Origin of the sequence: Brachybacterium phenoliresistens, assembly GCF_039530785.1 — a bacterium.
Taxonomy (GTDB): Bacteria; Actinomycetota; Actinomycetes; order Actinomycetales; family Dermabacteraceae; genus Brachybacterium; species Brachybacterium phenoliresistens.
In genome coordinates, this window is record NZ_BAAAOW010000001.1 from 343,683 (window position 1) to 361,470 (window position 17,788).

General features: G+C 72.8%; 14 protein-coding genes. 7 read left to right on the top strand and 7 right to left on the bottom strand.

What is annotated here, in order from left to right:
- Positions 1-16: 16 nt before the first annotated feature.
- Genes ABD234_RS01555 through ABD234_RS01565 form a run of 3 tightly spaced genes read right to left on the bottom strand, consistent with a single transcriptional unit; the run spans position 17 to position 1,952 of the window.
- Positions 17-1,093 (bottom strand): quinone-dependent dihydroorotate dehydrogenase, encoded by a 1,077-nt coding sequence (locus ABD234_RS01555; protein ID WP_232226146.1) that lies wholly within the window; start codon positions 1,091-1,093, stop codon positions 17-19.
- Positions 1,094-1,095: 2 nt separating this feature from the next.
- A complete protein-coding gene (locus ABD234_RS01560; protein WP_232226145.1) occupies positions 1,096-1,593 on the bottom strand; it encodes a hypothetical protein in 498 nt (165 codons plus the stop codon).
- Positions 1,590-1,952, bottom strand: a complete 363-nt coding sequence (locus ABD234_RS01565) for a hypothetical protein (RefSeq protein ID WP_038370155.1) — start codon at positions 1,950-1,952, stop codon at positions 1,590-1,592. Before ABD234_RS01565 ends, ABD234_RS01560 begins: the two co-directional genes overlap by 4 nt.
- A 106-nt stretch (positions 1,953-2,058) precedes the next feature.
- On the opposite strand from ABD234_RS01565, the gene ABD234_RS01570 reads away from it, so the two are divergent.
- From ABD234_RS01570 to sucB, 3 genes are all read left to right on the top strand, one after another.
- Positions 2,059-3,522, top strand: coding sequence for a leucyl aminopeptidase (locus tag ABD234_RS01570; RefSeq protein ID WP_038370154.1), 1,464 nt, complete (start codon positions 2,059-2,061; stop codon positions 3,520-3,522).
- 208 nt (positions 3,523-3,730) lie between these two features.
- Complete coding sequence (gene lpdA / locus ABD234_RS01575) at positions 3,731-5,137, top strand: dihydrolipoyl dehydrogenase (protein WP_038370153.1); 1,407 nt, start codon at positions 3,731-3,733, stop codon at positions 5,135-5,137.
- Between the two features lie 24 nt (positions 5,138-5,161).
- Entirely contained in the window at positions 5,162-6,961 is a 1,800-nt protein-coding gene (sucB, locus tag ABD234_RS01580) for a 2-oxoglutarate dehydrogenase, E2 component, dihydrolipoamide succinyltransferase (RefSeq protein WP_038370152.1), read from the top strand.
- A gap of 93 nt (positions 6,962-7,054) precedes the next feature.
- Here sucB and ABD234_RS01585 read toward each other — a convergent pair whose 3' ends face one another.
- Positions 7,055-8,518, bottom strand: coding sequence for a hypothetical protein (locus tag ABD234_RS01585; protein WP_156954006.1), 1,464 nt, complete (start codon positions 8,516-8,518; stop codon positions 7,055-7,057).
- 61 nt (positions 8,519-8,579) lie between these two features.
- On the opposite strand from ABD234_RS01585, the gene lipB reads away from it, so the two are divergent.
- The 3 genes from lipB to ABD234_RS01600 all read left to right on the top strand — a co-directional run bounded on the left by lipB (position 8,580) and on the right by ABD234_RS01600 (position 11,111).
- Positions 8,580-9,278 carry a lipoyl(octanoyl) transferase LipB gene (lipB, locus tag ABD234_RS01590; RefSeq protein ID WP_038370150.1) on the top strand — a complete coding sequence of 233 codons (699 nt, stop codon included), beginning with the start codon at positions 8,580-8,582 and terminating at the stop codon, positions 9,276-9,278.
- A 64-nt stretch (positions 9,279-9,342) separates the two neighbouring features.
- Entirely contained in the window at positions 9,343-10,362 is a 1,020-nt protein-coding gene (gene lipA, locus ABD234_RS01595) for a lipoyl synthase (protein ID WP_038370149.1), read from the top strand.
- A 17-nt stretch (positions 10,363-10,379) separates the two neighbouring features.
- Positions 10,380-11,111, top strand: coding sequence for a DUF4191 domain-containing protein (locus ABD234_RS01600; protein ID WP_038370148.1), 732 nt, complete (start codon positions 10,380-10,382; stop codon positions 11,109-11,111).
- 201 nt (positions 11,112-11,312) lie between these two features.
- Here ABD234_RS01600 and ABD234_RS01605 read toward each other — a convergent pair whose 3' ends face one another.
- Entirely contained in the window at positions 11,313-11,744 is a 432-nt protein-coding gene (locus tag ABD234_RS01605) for an RDD family protein (RefSeq protein WP_232226169.1), read from the bottom strand.
- A gap of 214 nt (positions 11,745-11,958) precedes the next feature.
- Here ABD234_RS01605 and glnA point away from each other — a divergent pair, with 214 nt between their 5' ends.
- Positions 11,959-13,389, top strand: coding sequence for a type I glutamate--ammonia ligase (gene glnA, locus ABD234_RS01610; protein WP_344353571.1), 1,431 nt, complete (start codon positions 11,959-11,961; stop codon positions 13,387-13,389).
- 166 nt (positions 13,390-13,555) lie between these two features.
- Here the strand turns inward: glnA and ABD234_RS01615 are convergent, their stop codons facing one another.
- Positions 13,556-14,737 carry a hypothetical protein gene (locus tag ABD234_RS01615; protein WP_232226144.1) on the bottom strand — a complete coding sequence of 394 codons (1,182 nt, stop codon included), beginning with the start codon at positions 14,735-14,737 and terminating at the stop codon, positions 13,556-13,558.
- A 64-nt stretch (positions 14,738-14,801) separates the two neighbouring features.
- Complete coding sequence (locus ABD234_RS01620; RefSeq protein WP_344353573.1) at positions 14,802-17,786, bottom strand: bifunctional [glutamine synthetase] adenylyltransferase/[glutamine synthetase]-adenylyl-L-tyrosine phosphorylase; 2,985 nt, start codon at positions 17,784-17,786, stop codon at positions 14,802-14,804.
- Between the last annotated feature and the right edge of the window lie 2 nt (positions 17,787-17,788).

Genomic DNA, 17,788 nt, shown 5'->3' on the forward strand with positions numbered 1-17,788 from the left:
GCGCCCGCGGGGACCCTCAGAGACCTCGCGCGATCCGCCCCGGCCAGCCGGGCCCCTCGTAGATGAGCGCGGTGTACCCCTGGACGAGATCGGCGCCGGCATCGAGGCGCTCGCGGACATCGGCCGCGGTAACCACGCCTCCGCAGCTGATGACGACCGCCTCGGCCGGCAGCGCCCCGCGCAGCAGGCGCAGCACGGCGAGGGAGCGCTCGGCCAGGACGGGGCCGGACAGGCCGCCGGCCCCGATCTCCTCGATGCGCGCGCGGTCCTCGCGCAGGGACTCGGGCCGGGTGATGGTGGTGTTCGTCGCGATCACCCCGGCGATGCCGACCTCCTGGCTCAGCCGGGCCACGTCGAGGATGTCCGCATCGTGCAGGTCGGGGGCGATCTTCACGAGCACCGGGATCTCGCGGCCCAGGTCCCGGCCGGCCTTCCCGGCCTCCTCGAGCACGGCCTCGAGGATCGGGCGCAGGGAGTCGGCGGACTGCAGGTCCCGCAGACCGGGCGTGTTGGGGCTGGAGACGTTGATCGCGAGGTAGCTCGCGTAGGGGGCGAGCAGCTGGGCGGAGAAGCGGTAGTCCTCGGCGGCGTCCTCGAGGGCGGTGACCTTGGACTTGCCGATGTTCACGCCGATCACGGCGCGCTGGCCGCGCTCGCTCGCGCGGGCCCGGGCGAGGTTCCGCGCCACCGCGGCGGCCCCGGGGTTGTTGAAGCCCATCCGGTTGATCAGCGCGCGGTCCTCGATCAGCCGGAAGGAGCGCGGGCGCGGGTTGCCCGGCTGCGGCTTCGCGGTGACGGTGCCGATCTCCACGTGCCCGAACCCGAGGTCCAGCAGCGCGAGCGGCGCCTCGCCCTGCTTGTCGAAGCCCGCGGCCAGGCCGAAGGGGCTGCGGTGCGGGGCTCCGAGGACGGTGCGCGCCGGGCGCCGGTCGCGCCCCGGGGCCGGGGTGCGGAAGAGGGCGCGCAGCACGGCGGGTCCGCCGGGGAGGCTGTGCGCGCGGTGCAGGGCGGTCATGGTCAGCCGATGCGCCTGCTCGGCATCCAGGCGGCGCAGGAGGTGGCGGAAGACCAGGGGATAGATCGAGGAGGACACGCTCAGACCGTACCGTCCCCGGCGCGGCGGCGAGCGGCCGTCCGGCGCCGGGCGAGGTAGGCGATCGCCACCACCGGCAGCAGCAGCGGGATGAAGGCGTAGCCGATCCCGTAGTAGGACCACACGCTCGCCTCGGGGAACAGCTGCGGGTCCAGCACGGTCAGGGTGCCGACGCAGAGCACCCCGACCAGCTCGGCGACCACGACGACCAGGGCGGCGCGGGAGTCCCCGCCGCGCCGCGCCAGCAGCACGGTCGCGACGATGTAGGTGAGCGCGGACAGCAGCGAGAACGCGTACGCGACCGGGGCCCTCTCGAAGCCGGTGAGCACCTGGTAGCCGGCGCGGGCCGAGGCCGAGAGCGCGAAGACGGCGTAGACGATCACGAGCAGGGTCGCGAAGCCGCGTCGCCGCGAGGCGGGGACGGCCGCGGGGCGGGGCTCTCCGGCGGCCGCGCCGGCATCGGCGGAGCTCCCCTCGACCGGGCGGGCGGTCCTGCTCATGCGAATCCTCCTGGCCACAGCTGCTCCACCCGGACCTGCAGCACGATCGAGGTCAGCGCCACCACGAGGATCGCCGCGCTGCCGTACCGGCTGCGCTCCCACACGCCGAGCCACAGGCCGCCCAGCGGCAGCAGCACGGCGGTCAGCAGGTATCCGTACAGCAGCACCGGGTCCCCCACCTCGCCGCCGGCGAGATCGCGGGCCCCCAGGGCGACGGATTCGCCCAGCCACACGAGCAGCAGCAGGGCGCAGGCCCCCAGCAGCACGAGATCCGCGGCGAGATCCTTGACCACGTAGTACAGCGCGAGGAGGGCGGCGACGGCGCTGATCACGTGCAGCGCGATGACCACGATCGCCATGTCCTTCTCTCCGAGCTCTCCGAGCTGCGCGCAGGTCCCGGACCTGGGATGCCGGTCTCCGGGCGGGCCCGGCAGGAGCGCCGGGCGACTCCCCTACGATAGAGGAATGCCGACAATCTCCGTCACCTCCCAGCCCGTGGGGGACGTCACTGCCGATGTGCTCGTCCTCCCCGTCCTCACCGGCGCCGAGGGCGCCGACGCCTCCGTCCCCGGCTCCGCCGAGCTGAGCGCCGCCGCCGTCAGCGTGGGGGCCACCGGAGCCCGCGAGCAGCTGCACCGCCTGCCGGCCCTCAGCGGCTTCGCCGCCGGCAGCATCCTGCTGGTGGGCATCGGTGCCGGCTCCTTCGACGATGCCTCCGCGGAGGAGCTGCGCCGCGCATACGGCGCCGCCACCCGCAGCCTCGCCGGGGTCGCCACCGCGGCGATCGCCGCCCCGGGCGCCGATGCGGCCGCTCTGGCCGCGGCGATCGAGGGCGCGGCGCTGGGCGCCTACGCCTTCGTCGCCCACAAGTCCGAGTCCTCCTCCCCCAAGCCCGCCCTGTCGGCGATCGAGGTCGTCGCCGGCGATGCCGCGCCCGAGGACGTCGAGGCGGCGATCTCCCGGGCCGATGTCCTCGCCCATGCCGTGGAGATCACCCGCGACCTGGTGAACACGCCCCCGAACCTGCTCTACCCGGAGAGCTTCGCCGCCCGGACCGCCGAGCTCGTGGCCGATCTGCCCATCGAGATCACGGTGCTGGACGAGACCCAGCTGGCCGAGGGCGGCTACGGCGGCATCGTGGGCGTCGGCCAGGGCTCCGCCCGCCCGCCGCGCCTGGTGCGGCTGGACTACGCCCCCGCCGGCGCCGCCCAGCACGTGGCGCTCGTGGGCAAGGGCATCACCTTCGACACCGGCGGCATCTCCATCAAGCCCGCCGCCGGGATGGACGAGATGACCTCGGACATGACCGGCGCCGCCACCGTGCTCTCGGCGACGGTCGCCGCCGCGCGCCTGGAGCTGCCGGTGCGCGTCACCACCTTCCTCGCGATCGCGGAGAACATGCCCGGCGGCGGCGCCCAGCGCCCCGGCGACGTGGTGACCATGCGCAACGGCATGACCGTGGAGGTGCTCAACACCGACGCCGAGGGCCGGATGGTCATGGCCGACGCGCTCGTGGACGCCGTGGCCGAGCAGCCCGACCTCGTGATGGACGTCGCCACCCTCACCGGAGCGGCCATGGTCGCCCTCGGCAAGCGCACCGCCGGGGTCCTCGGCACCGAGGGCGCCCGCGCGGCGGTCGTCGAGGCCGCCCGGCGCACGGGCGAGCCGTTCTGGCCGCTGCCCTTCCCCGAGGAGCTGCGGGCGGACCTCACCGGCCGGGTCGCGGATCTGCGCAACATCGGCGAGCGGTGGGGCGGCGCCCTCACCGCCGGGATCTTCCTGCAGGAGTTCGTGGGCGAGGCCGAGTGGGCCCATCTGGACATCGCCGGGCCCGCCTTCTCCTCCTCGCCCGCCGGGTACACCGGCAAGGGCGCCACGGGGATGAGCGTGCGCACCGTCCTGCAGGTGATCGAGGACCGCGCCGCCTGAGCCGCGCTCCCGGCTGCGACCTGCACAGGTCCCCTGAGCCCCGACCCCGCCGCCGCGCGGGGTCGGGGCTCTCACATTCCCGGCGTCGGCCCCGCGGACCTGCCCTCGCCGGGGCTCGCGGTGGCCTAGCATGGAGCGCGTAGCGTGCGCGAAGACGGCTCCACAGAGCGTCCCGCGCCTTCACCGATATTCCGAGGGAGCTCACAAGGTGGCGGATACATCCACTGACCAGTCGTACGACGTCGTGATCCTGGGAGGTGGCAGCGGTGGCTACGCCGCAGCGCTGCGCGGCGCCCAGCTCGGCCTGAAGATCGCCCTCGTGGAGAAGGACAAGCTCGGCGGCACCTGCCTGCACCGCGGCTGCGTGCCCACCAAGGCCCTGCTGCACGTCGGCGAGGTCGCCGACTCCGCCGCCGAGGGCGCGGAGATGGGCGTGAAGATGTCCCTCGAGGGCATCGACATCGCCACCACGCTCGAGTTCAAGGACAAGATCATCGGGCGGCTCTACAAGGGCCTCCAGGGCCTGGTGAAGTCCCGCAAGGTCGAGTACGTCGAGGGCTTCGGCCGCCTGACCGGCAAGAACACGGTCAGCGTCGAGACCTCCGAGGGCGTGCGCGAGCTGACCGGCAAGAACGTCGTGCTCGCCTCCGGCTCCTACTCCAAGACGCTCCCCGGCCTCGAGCTGGGCGGGCGCATCCTCGACTCCGAGGCCGCGCTGCAGCTGCCCGAGGTCCCCAAGAACCCGATCATCCTGGGCGGCGGCGTGATCGGCGTCGAGTTCGCCTCGGTGTGGAAGTCCTTCGGCGCGGAGTCCGTGACCATCGTCGAGGGCCTGCCCCACCTGGCCGCCAACGAGGACGAGTCCCTCTCCAAGGCCCTCGAGCGCTCCTTCAAGAAGCGCGGCATCAAGTTCTCCCTGGGCACCTTCTTCGAGAAGGCCGTGCAGACCGACACCGGCGTCACCGTGACCCTGGTGGACGGCACCACCTTCGAGGGCGACTACCTGCTGGTGGCCGTGGGCCGCGGCCCGGCGACGGCGGGCCTGGGCTACGAGGAGCAGGGCATCACGATGGACCGCGGCTTCGTGCTCGCGGACAAGAACACCCTCGAGACGAACGTCCCCGGCATCTACGCCGTCGGCGACATCGTCCCGGGCCTGCAGCTCGCCCACCGCGGCTTCCAGCAGGGCATCCTCGTCGCCGAGCGGATCGCCGGGCAGGACCCCGCCCCGATCGTCGAGTCCGGCATCCCGCGCGTGACCTACTGCGACCCGCAGCTCGGCTCCGTCGGCATCACCGAGAAGCAGGCCAAGGAGCAGTTCGGGGAGGACGGCGTCGAGACCTACGAGTACAACCTCGGCGGCAACGGCAAGTCCCAGATCCTCGGCACCACCGGCTTCATCAAGCTGGTCCGCGAGAAGAACGGCCCGATCGTCGGCGTGCACATGATCGGCCGCAACCTCGCCGAGCAGATCGGCGAGGCGCAGCTCATCGTGAACTGGGAGGCCTACCCCGAGGACGTCGCCTCCCTCGTCCACGCCCACCCGACGCAGAACGAGGCCATCGGCGAGGCCGCCCTCGCCCTCGCCGGCAAGCCGCTGCACGCCCACGCCTGAGACGCCCCCACAAAGGAGAACACCATGTCCGAAACCGTGAAGATGCCGGCTCTCGGCGAGTCCGTCACCGAGGGCACCGTCACGCGCTGGCTGAAGTCCGTGGGCGACACCATCGAGGTCGACGAGCCCCTGCTCGAGGTCTCCACCGACAAGGTCGACACCGAGATCCCCTCCCCGGTGGCGGGCGTCATCGAGAAGATCCTGGTCGAGGAGGACGAGGACGCCGAGGTCGGCGCCGACCTCGTCGTCATCGGCGACGGCTCGGGCTCCGACTCCGAGGGCTCCGCGGCCCCTGCCGCCGAGGCCGAGGCCGAGGAGCCCACCCCGGCGCAGGCCGCCGAGGAGACCGGCTCGGAGGAGACCGAGGAGGTCGCTCCCTCCGCCGCCTCCGACGAGGCTCCCGCTCCCGCCCCGGAGTCCGCTCCCGCCTCCGGCGGTTCGGGCACCGATGTGACCATGCCGGCTCTCGGCGAGTCCGTCACCGAGGGCACCGTCACCCGCTGGCTCAAGGCCGTCGGCGAGAGCGTCGAGGTCGACGAGCCCCTGCTCGAGGTCTCCACCGACAAGGTCGACACCGAGATCCCCTCCCCGGTCGCCGGCACCCTGCTGGAGATCAAGGTCCAGGAGGACGAGGACGCCGAGGTCGGCGCCGTCGTGGCCGTGATCGGCGACTCCTCGGGCGCGGCCGCTGAGGCCCCGGCCGATGCCCCCGCCCCCGAGAAGGAGGCTCCGGCCGAGGAGAAGGCCCCCGCCGCGGAGGAGAAGGCCCCCGCCGCCGAGGCCCCCGCCGAGGAGAAGGCTCCGGCCCCGGAGAAGGCCCCGGCCGAGGAGAAGGCCGCACCGGCCCCTGCTCCTGCCGCGCAGGCCTCCGAGGCGGTCTCGGGATCCGATTCCGGGTCGGGCTACGTGACGCCGCTGGTGCGCAAGCTCGCCGCGGACAACGGCATCGACCTGTCCTCCGTGAAGGGGACCGGACTGGGCAACCGGATCCGCAAGCAGGACGTGCAGGCCGCGATCGACGCCAAGAAGGCCGCCGAGGCGGCTCCGGCTCCTGCCGCGGCCCCTGCGGCGGCCTCCGCCGCCCCGACGAAGGTCGAGGTCTCCCCGCTGCGGGGCACCGAGGAGAAGATGTCCCGCCTGCGCAAGATCGTCGCCAGCCGCATGATCGAGTCGCTGCACACGCAGGCGCAGCTCACCACGGCCGTCGAGGTCGACATGACCGCGATCGCCAAGCTGCGCAGCAAGGCCAAGGACTCCTTCGCCCAGCGCGAGGGTGCCAAGCTGACGTTCCTGCCGTTCATCATGCAGGCGGCCGTCGAGGCGCTGAAGACCTTCCCGAAGCTCAACGCCGAGATCGCCGGCGACGTGGTCAAGTACCACGGCTCCGAGAACATCGGCATGGCGGCGGACACCGAGCGCGGCCTGGTCGTGCCGGTGATCAAGAACGCCGGCGACCTGAACCTCGCGGGACTGGCCCGTCAGATCGGCGAGCTGGGCGCCAAGGCCAAGGGCAACAAGCTGGGCCCGGACGATCTGCAGGGCGCGACGTTCACCATCACGAACACCGGCTCGGGCGGGGCCCTGTTCGACACGCCGATCGTGCCCAACCCCCAGGTGGGCATCCTCGGCTGCGGCACCATCGTCAAGCGCCCGGCGGTCATCACGACCCCGGACGGGGACGAGGTCATCGCGATCCGGTCGATGATGTACCTGTTCCTCTCCTACGACCACCGCCTGGTCGACGGCGGCGACGCCGCCCGCTTCCTCACCTTCATGAAGAAGCGTCTGGAGGAGGGCAGCTTCCAGGCCGACCTCGGTCTGTGATCTGCTCCGCCGCGGCTCGGCGTCCCTGAGCCGGGAGCATCGCAGGGCCCGCACCCCCGTCCGGGGTGCGGGCCCTGCGTCCTGCCCGGCGCGTCAGAGCGGGGTGACCTCACGGATGCGCCACGCGCCGTGCACGGGCTGGAGCTCGACCCGCACGGGCACGATCCCGCTGCCGGGGACGTCCCGCCGGGCGCCGTCCGCGCCGAGCACGGTGTGGGCGCTCTCCTCGATCGTGGCCTCCAGCACGACGGTCCCGGTGTCCGGGTCCTCGCTCCGGACGCTCGCCCCGTGGATCACCGTCCTCCAGCCCTGGACGCTGGAGCCGCGATAGCCCTCGCGGACCTCCTCGTCCTCCGCTTCCGCCGGGCTCCCGGGGGCCGCCGCGGAGTCGTCCTCGACGCCCAGCACATAGTCGTGCCGCTGCTGCGCCAGCCCGGTCAGCACGCTGCGCGGGTCCTCGAGGGAGGGGACGGGGACGGCGGCCTCGGACGGCGCTGCGGCGGCCGAGGGCCCGTCGGCCTCGGACGGTGCCGCGTCCGGTGCCGGCACGTCGACCGAGGCGGCCGGCGGCTGCCCCTGCGTCCCCGGGTCCGTGCCTCCCGGCGGAGCGCCGAGCAGGACCAGCGCCGGCACGAGGAAGGCGACGAGCGCGCCCGCCCCGGCGAGGATCGCCGCGACACGACGCCGCCCGCCGCGACCCCGCCCGCCGCGGCGGCGCACGCCGTTACGAGCGCCCCGGCGCCGCCCGTCGGGCAGCGCGCTCCGCCCGTCCGCTCGCCCGCCGGGGACCGCAGCCGACGCCGGCGCCTCCGCAGCCCGCGGCCGCGCTGCGGATCGGGCCTCCTGCAGCCAGGGCGAGCTGTCCGCGGCGGGACCGCCCGGCGACTCGGGGGCGACGGCAGGGGCCGCCTCGTCGATGCGCCGTCGCAGCGTGCGTCCCTGGTCATCGAGCACGGAATCCAGCCAGCGCTGGTCGGCCAGCCGATCCGCGATCGCCGCGCTCCGGCGCAGCCCGCGGAGATCGTCCACGAGCACGCTCCCGTCGCCGCGGGCCGCGAGCCCGGCGGCTCCCTCCAGGCCCAGCACGTGACCGACCTCGTGGAGCGCCTCGAGCAGCGCGTCCATGTCCTCCCGCGCCCGTGCCCGGGCGGCGCGCTCCTCCGGCGCCGGGGCGCCGTCACGGTCGATCCTGCGGCCCGAGCCGCCGCACAGCGGCCGACCGGTCTCGCGCAGGTACCCGTCGGCCTGCACGTCGATCAGCCGCGGCGCGGCCCGCACCCGCCGCTCCGCCAGCAGGGCGAGCACCTCCGCCTCCTGCCGCAGGGTCTCGCGACCGGCCGCGCTGCGGGCGCTGACCTCGAGGCAGATCCCTGCCCCGCCGCCCGCCCGCAGCAGGGACTCGCACCGGTCCCCGTCCTCGTACCGGATGCGACGGCCGCGGGCCATCGCCGCCGCGAGCGGATCCACCACCCGCAGGCGCGCGCCCTCCGCCGCGTCCTCACCCGCGTCTCGGTCCCTGGCCTCGCCCATGCCCTCGTCCATGGGGCCAGTGAACATCACAGGCTCCGGCGTGGACTCGGTTCATCCACAACGTGCAGGTGGGAGTATCCTCGGCGGGATGTTGGACGTGATTCGGCTCGGCTTCGGCGAACCCCTCCCCGGGGGCGACGCGCATGAGGACTTCGGCCTGCCCCCCGGTCCCGTCGAGTACCGGCGCGCCTGGGAGATCCAGCGCGAGATCCATGCGGAGGTCGTCGCCGGGACCCGGCCTCCCACGCTGCTCCTCCTGGAGCACCAGCCCGTCTACACGGCGGGCAAGCTCACCGCGGAGCGGGAGCGCCCGCGCGACGGCGCCCCGGTGGTGGACATCGACCGCGGCGGGAAGATCACCTGGCACGGCCCCCAGCAGCTGGTGGGGTACCCCATCGTCCCCCTGCCCGTGCCGATCGACGTGGTGGGCTTCGTGCGCGCTCTCGAGCACGCCCTGATCGCGGTGTGCGCGAGCGCGGGCGTGCGGACCGAGCCCGTCGAGGGACGCAGCGGAGTGTGGGTCGTGCGCGAGGGGATGCCGGACCGGAAGGTCGCGGCCATCGGCATGCGCGTCTCCAAGCGCGCCACGATGCACGGCTTCGCGCTGAACTGCGACAACGATCTGTCCTGGGCCCGCAACGTGATCCCGTGCGGTATCGAGGACGCCGAGGTCACCACCCTGACCGAGCAGGCGGGCCATCGGGTGGCCGTGGCCGACGTGATCGACGCGGCGGAGGAGCACCTGCGCGAGCTCGTGGCCAACCGCACGCGGCCCCGCCCGCTGTGACACACCGGCCCTGCCGCAGGGCCGATAGACTGGCCGGCATACCCGACCGCGAGGAGGCACGAGCGTGACCATCGCTCCCGAGGGACGCCGCATGCTCCGGGTGGAGGCGCGCAACGCGCAGACCCCCATCGAACGCAAGCCCGAGTGGATCAAGACCCGCGCCGTGATGGGCCCGGAATACTCCGCGATGAAGCAGCGGGTGCACGGCCAGGGCCTGCACACGGTGTGCGAGGAGGCCGGCTGTCCGAACATCTTCGAATGCTGGGAGGACCGCGAGGCCACCTTCCTCATCGGCGGGGACACCTGCACCCGGCGCTGCGACTTCTGCGACATCGCCACCGGCAAGCCGCTGGCCATCGATCCGATGGAGCCGTTCAAGGTGGCCAGGTCCGTCCAGGAGATGGGCCTGCGCTACTCGACGATCACGGGCGTGGCCCGCGACGACCTCCCCGACGGCGCGGCGGGTCTGTTCGCGCAGACGTGCCAGCAGATCCACGCCATGAACCCCGGCACCGGCGTCGAGCTGCTGATCGATGACATCAAGGGCAGCGCCGAGGCCCTCGAGCAGGTCTTCGCCTCGCAGCCGGAGGTGTTCGCCCACAACCTCGAGACCGTCCCGCGGATCTTCAAGCAGATCCGGCCGGCGTTCCGCTACGACCGCAGCCTCGACGTGATCCGCCTCGGCAAGGACGCCGGCATGATCACCAAGTCGAACCTCATCCTGGGGATGGGCGAGACCAGCGAGGAGATCCTCGACTCGCTGCAGGCCCTGCGGGACGCGGGCTGCGACATCATCACCATCACCCAGTACCTGCGGCCCTCGAAGCTGCACCACCCGATCGACCGCTGGGTCAAGCCCCAGGAGTTCCTGGACCTGTCCACGGCCGCCGAGGAGATGGGCTTCCTGGCCGTCATGGCCGGCCCCATGGTCCGCTCCTCGTACCGCGCGGGCCGCCTGTGGGCCCAGGCGATGAAGAAGCTGGGGCGCGAGATCCCGGAGAACCTGCGCCACCTCGACCAGAACACCCCCGCCCGACAGGAGGCCGCGAGCGTCGTCGCCCGTCACGCGGCCCGTGTCGGCTGACGCCCCGAAAGCAGACGATGGCACGAAAGAAGAACGACTCGCCCGCGGCCGACGCGAAGAAGCCCAAGCAGCCCGGCCGCTTCAAGCAGATGCTCCAGGTCTTCGACATGACCCGGAAGGTCGACCGCACGCTGGTGCCGTACATGGTGCTCGCCCTGGTGGCCTCCCTCGTGGTGGCGATCCTGCTGAGCTGGTTGATCCTGAACAGCCCCTGGTACGGCATCTTCCTGGGCCTGGCGTTCGGTCTGCTCGCGGCGATGTTCATCCTCGCCCGCAAGGCGGAGGCCGCGGCCTTCAACCGCATCCGCGGCCAGCAGGGCGCCTCGCTCGCGGCCCTGCAGTCGATCCGCCGCGGCTGGAACGTGGAGGACGAGCCGGTGCAGCTGGACCCCCGCACCCAGACGATGATCTTCCGCGCCTCCGGCCGCGCCGGCATCGCCCTGATCGCGGAGAACGGCTCGAACGTCTCGCTCAAGCTCCTGGAGAAGGAGCGTCGCAGCGTGCGGCGCGTCCTCAACCACGAGAACGTGCCGGTGCACCAGATCATCGTCGGCGACGGAGAGGGAGAGGTCCCGCTGCACAAGCTGCCCTCCCACATGACGCGGATGAAGAAGGTCCTCACCCGCGACGAGTCCGCCGAGGTCTCCCGTCGCCTGGCCGCGCTCAAGCGCTCGCTGCGCCAGTCCGTGCCCAAGGGCGTGGACCCGATGCGAGCGCGCCCCAACCACAAGGCGCTGCGCGGCCGCTGACCCGGCCCACCCCCCCCTACGGGCACGCCCCGCATCGCGGACGCCCCCGGACCCGCCGATCCTTCGGCCGGTCCGGGGGCGTTCCTCTGTCCGGGGTCGCGCCCGGGGCCCTCCAGTCCACACCCGAGAACCCTGCGATCACGGCATCGTGACCTCACCGTTACATTCGTAACCTGATCGTGACATTCCGTCCCAGCGTGATCAGGACCGCACGACGGCGGTCCCGGCGATGACGTCATGCAGGGGCTGGCGGTCGCGGTTCCAGATCGCGGCCGGCAGGACGAGGAGCATCACGGCGGTGCGCAGGACCGCCCGCAGGAGCATCGGGGTGCGGCGCGCGACGGGCTGGGTGCGCAGGCCCATCAGGAGCTGTCCCGGGGTCGCGCCCCAGAGCGTCAGCATCACCAGGTTCATGGCTGCGAACAGGGACAACGTCGCCAGAGGGTCGTAGGAGAACACCAGCGCACTGACCCCCGAGCTCACAGCCCAGTCGATCAGCAGCGTCACGACGCGGCAGCCGAACGGCGCCACCGATCCGGGGCCGTCGGGCGGGAGGCCGAGGGCCGATCCGCGGACGTAGTCGGCGTCCTGCGGCGCGCCCTCCAGCCAGGAGGCGAGATCCTTGCGTTCCATCACCGGCACAGCGTAGGGCCGCGCGCTGGGAGCCGCGGCGTCCGTCCTGGCGATGTGCGCGGCGCGGCGGCCCCACCGCACCTAGACTGTCCGGCATCGAGCCCCGTCCCGACGGGCGCCCGGCGGTGCTCCGCTCGGGCTGCCGGGGGCTCGGCCCGGCCGACGGGTACACCCGACAGAGCGCCGCATCCGGCGGCGCCCAGATGGAGGATACGTGTTCAGCAATCCCAGTGAGCTCGTGAAGTACGTGCAGGAGGAGGACGTCGAGTTCGTCGACATCCGCTTCTGCGACCTTCCCGGAGTGATGCAGCACTTCAACGTCCCCGCCGCCAGCTTCGACGAGGAGGCCATCGCCACCGGTCAGCTGTTCGACGGCTCCTCGATCCGTGGATTCCAGGCGATCCACGAGTCGGACATGAAGCTGATCCCGGACCTCGAGACCGCGTACCTCGATCCCTTCCGCGAGCGGAAGACCCTGGTCATCAACTTCTCGATCGTCGATCCGTTCACCGACGAGCCGTACTCCCGCGACCCGCGCACCGTGGCCGCCAAGGCCGAGGAGTACCTGCGCTCCACCGGCATCGCCGACACCGCGAACTTCGCCGCCGAGGCCGAGTTCTACATCTTCGACGACATCCGCTACAAGACGGACATCAACGGCTCCTTCTTCCAGATCGACTCCGACGAGGCGATCTGGAACTCGGGCCGCGACGAGTCCGAGTTCGGCGGGAACCAGGGCTACAAGACGCGCGTCAAGGGCGGCTACTTCCCGACCTCCCCCAACGACCAGATGGCGGATCTGCGCGACGACATCTGCGCCGTGCTGTCCGAGGTCGGCCTCGAGGTCGAGCGTGCGCACCACGAGGTGGGCACCGCCGGCCAGCAGGAGATCAACTACCGCTTCAACACGCTGCTGCAGGCGGCGGACGACGTCATGAAGTTCAAGTACGTCGTGAAGAACGCGGTGTGGAACGCCGGCAAGACCGTGACGTTCATGCCCAAGCCCCTCTTCGGCGACAACGGCTCGGGCATGCACACCCACCAGTCCCTGTGGAAGGACGGCGAGCCGCTCTTCTACGACGAGCGCGGCTACGGCGGTCTCTCGGACATCGCCCGCTGGTACATCGGCGGCATCATCGAGCACGCCTCGGCCCTGGTGGCGTTCACCAACCCGACGGTGAACTCCTTCAAGCGCCTGGTGCCCGGCTTCGAGGCCCCCGTGAACATGGTGTACTCGGCGCGCAACCGCTCCGCCTGCATCCGCATCCCCGTCACGGGCACCTCGGCCAAGGCCAAGCGCATCGAGTTCCGCGCTCCCGACCCGTCGGCGAACCCGTACCTGTCCTTCGCCGCGCAGCTCATGGCCGGCATCGACGGCATCCGCAACCGCATCGAGCCGCCGGAGCCGATCGACAAGGACCTCTACGAGCTGCCCCCGGAGGAGCACGCGCAGATCAAGCAGCTGCCCTCCTCCCTCGAGGAGGCGCTGGACGCGCTCGAGGCGGATTACGAGTTCCTCACCGAGGGCGATGTCTTCCCCGAGGACCTGATCAGCACGTGGATCGACTACAAGCGCACCCACGAGGTGGACCCGTTCCGGTTCCGCCCGCACCCCTACGAGTTCGAGCTCTACTACGACCTGTGAGCTGACTCCCCCGGGATCCCCTGCCGCCCGATCCGTCGCAGCATCGCTGCGCACGGGTCGGGCGGTTCGGCGTCAGGGCCCGGGTCCGTCGCGGGGTCAGCGCTCCTGCCGGCGCGCCGCATCGATCCCGCCTCCGGATCGCGGACGCGGGAGCCGATGCGGGCCGTCAGAAGCGCGGCTGGAGCGCTGAGGTGTCCCGGGGTGCCGGATCGGCAGCGCGGGAGAGATCAGGGCCGGGGGCTGTCGCGGCGCCCTCGGCCGCCGGGGCCGCGCCATCGGGCGCCGCCGCGGGCTGCGCGGCGCCGGCCGGGATCTCCTGCGGCGAGAGCGGCGCCGGGCCGGAGGCGGGCTGGTCGCCGAGCGGCGCGACCTCCTCGAGCGGCGCTGCGGTCCGGTCGGGCGAGGCCGATCGTCCGCTCGGCGCTGCGAGGGATCCCAGGGCGTCCAGGCCGCCCTTGGCACGCAGCAGGCTCAGCAGCAGCTGCTGCGGGGTGGTGCTGGGGGCGCTGATGCACTCCTCGGCCTCGAACAGCCAGGCCTGCTTCAGGGCGCGGAAGACGGCGAACTCCGCGTCGCCGGTGCGCAGGGGGACGACGCTGTAGCCGCCGGCCTCGGGCAGGTGGATCACGCACGCCCCCACCAGGTCCGGCATGGGGCGCACGGTGCCGTCGTCGTCCAGCAGCTGCTCGGCGTTGACCACGGCGACGCCCTGCAGCGCGTAGTCCCCGCGGACCTTCTTGGAGGTCTTGATGTCGGCGCTGAGCAGGGAGTTGCCGATCTTCACGATCGCGTCGGTGGTGCCGGCGTAGCCGACCTCGTGGTTGACCACGGTCTGCTCGACCTCGACGAACTCCGGCTGGAAGTCCTCGAGGAAGGAGCCGAAGCCGTCCAGGCGCTGGTCGGCGCGGGCCAGCAGGTCCTCCAGGCTGCGCTCCTGGGCGAGGGCGCCGGCATCGGCGCGGAGCTGGGCGGCCTTGTCGGACATGTCCTGGCGGGAGGGCCGGGAGCCGCTGCGCTCCCAGTCCTCGCAGAGGGCATGGACGTAGGTGCCGAAGTCGGAGGCGCGGCGGGTGTAGTCCTCCGCGGCGGCGGCGATCTTCTTCTGCGTGCCCCACTTGGAGGAAGTCACGCGACGGATCTCCTCGCTCGCCCGATCGGGGTTGCGCCGCAGGTAGTCGAACATCTCCAGCGCACGCTTCGACGCCATGGTGGCGTACCAGCCCTGCAGGTGGTCCTTGGCCCGCATCCCGGCGACGGTGGTGATGGAGGGGTACAGCGGTGCACCGCCCGGCTCGAGCGCGTACATGCGGCCGCGCGGGGTGTCGATGCTCAGTCTCGGAGAGGTCATGGTGATCCCAGCCTACGCAGTGCCCGGGCCGATGCACGGCAGGGACGCGGGGGTGGGTGGCGTCTCACGGATGGGTCTCCCCGGGCAGCCGATGCATCACCTCGCCGAAGATCTCCCGTTCCGCGATCGCGCGGGCTCGGCGGGTGACGCGCAGATAGTGCTCCTCGAGGGAGCGGGCGCTGGCATCGGACCCCTCGACCAGCAGGGCCAGGGCGCGGCGGTCGGTGCGGTCGGCCGGCAGCGCATCGGTCTCGCGCCCCTTCCACAGGAACAGCGCCCGGCGCAGCCGCCAGGCCAGCAGCCAGGCCTCGGCCAGCTCCTCCGCCTCGTCGGCGGGCAGGATCCCCGCCGCCGCGAGGGCGTCCAGGGCCGGCAGCGTGCCGACGATCCGCAGGGACGGATCCGCGCCGGCGTGCGCGAGCTGGAGCTTCTGGACGACCCACTCGACATCGGTCATCGCGCCGCGCCCCAGCTTGAGGTGCCGTTCGGGGGTGACCCCGCGGGGAAGGCGCTCGGACTCGATCCGTGCCTTCATCCGGGACAGGTCCCGTTCCCGCGCCGGGGTGAGGCCCTCGGCCGGGTAGCGCAGGGCGTCCAGGCTCTCCTCGAGGCGCGCGGCGAGGTCCGCGTCGCCGGCGCAGACCCGGGCCCGCAGCAGCGCCTGCAGCTCCCAGTGCTCGGCGTGGCGGCGGTAGTACCCCTCCCAGGAGTCGGCGGACCGCGCCAGCGCCCCGGCCCGCCCCTCGGGCCGCAGATCCGCGCTGACCTTCATGTCCATCCCCGCGCTGGGGGCGTTGAGGATCTTCTGGACGGCGGTGGCGACACGGATCCCCTGGGACACGGCGTCCTCGCCGGCGCCCGCGTCCTCGACGACGAACTGCACGTCCGCATCGGAGGCGTAGCCCATCTCCCGGGCGCCGAAGCTGCCCAGGGCGATCACCGCCATGCGGATCCCCCGGGCGTTCTCCTCGGTCATGGCCAGGTCCAGGGCGGCGGCGAGCTCGGCGTCGGCGAGATCGCTCAGCGCCCCGCCCACCTCGATCGGGCCGATGCGCTCGGACAGGCGCGACAGCGCGATGCGCGTGATCTCGCGACGGCGCACGTCGCGCACGACGGTGACCGCATCGGCGACGCTGGAGGCCCGGCGCATGGAGGCGGTGAGCTCCTCCCCCAGCTCGGCGGCGCGCAGCGGCCGCAGCTCCTCGTCGCGGCTGAGCCAGCGCGTCGCGTACGGCATCGCCACCAGCTGGTCCCCGACGTACCGGGAGGAGCTGAGCACCCGGGTCAGGCGCTTGGCCGCCACGCCGCTGTCGCGCAGCATGCCGAGGAACCAGTGCGTGGACCCGGCCTCCTCGCTGAGGCGGCGGAAGGCCAGCAGCCCCATGTCCGGGTCGATGCCGTCGGCGAACCATTCCAGCAGCGCCGGCAGCAGCTGCCGCTGGATCGCCGCGGAGCGGGAGACGCCGCCGGTGAGGGCGGCGATGTGCCGGGTCGCCCTGACGGGGTCGCGGTAGCCGATGGCCGCGAGCCGCGCCTGGGCGGAGGCCGGGGTGAGGCGGACCTCCCCGTCGCTGAGCCCGGCCGCGGTCTGCAGCAGGGGGCGGTAGAAGATCTCCTCGTGCAGCTGGCGGACCCGGCGGCGCACCGAGCCGATGCGGCGGGCGAAGTCCTCCGTGCCCAGGCCGACGGTCCGTGCCAGGCGGCGTAGGTCCGCCGGCGCGTCGGGGATGACCTGGCTGCGGCGCAGACGATGCAGCTGGATGCGGTGCTCGACCACGCGCAGGAAGCGGTACGCCTCGTCCATCTCGTCGGCCTGCGCGCGCGAGACGTAGCCGCCGTCGCGCAGCAGGGAGAGCGCCTCGAGGGTGCCGCGGGTGCGCAGGGTCTCGTCGCCGCGGCCGTGGACCATCTGCAGCAGCTGGACCGTGAACTCGACGTCGCGCAGGCCGCCGGGGCCCAGCTTGACGTTGCGCTCGGTCTCCGCATGCGGGATGAGGTCCACCACCCGCCGGCGCATGGCGCGGGTGTCGTCCACGAAGCCCTCGCGGGTGGAGGCCTGCCACACCATCGGCTGGACGAGGTCCACGAACGCGGCGCCGAGGCCGGGGTCGCCGGCGACGGGGCGGGCCTTCAGCAGCGCCTGGAACTCCCATGAGTCCGCCCAGCGCTCGTAGTAGCGGCGGTAGGAGTCGATGGTCCGCACCAGCTCGCCGTCCTTGCCCTCGGGCCGGAGGTTGGCGTCGACCTGCCACAGCGAGCCCTCGGCGGTCCGCTCGGAGCACACCCGGGCCACATGCCGGGCCAGGGCCCCGCCCACGGCGGTGAGCGTCTCCCCCGAGACCTCCGCGCCCCCGGCCGGGGCGACGACGTACAGCACGTCGACGTCGGAGATGTAGTTGAGCTCCCGGGCGCCCGTCTTGCCCATCGCCAGGATGGACAGCAGCACCTGCTCATGGTCCTCGGTGAGGGCGCGGGCCAGGGCCAGGGCGCCCTCGAGGGCGGCCGCCGCGAGATCCGCGAGGGCCTGGGAGACGCGCACCTGCAGCGCGACGGGATCCGCGGCGGTGAGATCGGCCAGGGCGATCCCGGCGAGGCTCGTGAAGTAGGCGATGCGCAGCTCGTCCCCGGTGCCGGAGGCCACCGGGATCGCCGAACCGGGATCGGCGCCGACCGCCTCGAGGATCCGGGTCCGATAGGCCTCCGCGGAGGCCAGCGGCTCGTCCTGCCCGCCCAGCAGCGCGGACAGCGTCTCGGGGTGGCGGGTGAGGTGGTCGCCGAGGGCGACGCTGGCCCCGAGCACCCGCACGAGGTCCCGGCCAGACTCCCCGGCGAGGATCGCGCGGCCCTGCTCCCGCAGGCCGGCCCGATCCATCGACTCCATCAGTCGCAGCAGGCCGATGGTCGCCTCGTCCGGGTCGGCGGAGGCGGCGATGGCCTCGATCAGCTCGCGGGACATCGGCGAGAGCAGCGGATCGGCGAGGAAGCGCTCGGCCCGATCGGCGCGGGCGAAGCCGAGCCGGACGAGCTCGGCGCGGGAGGGGACGGGCACGG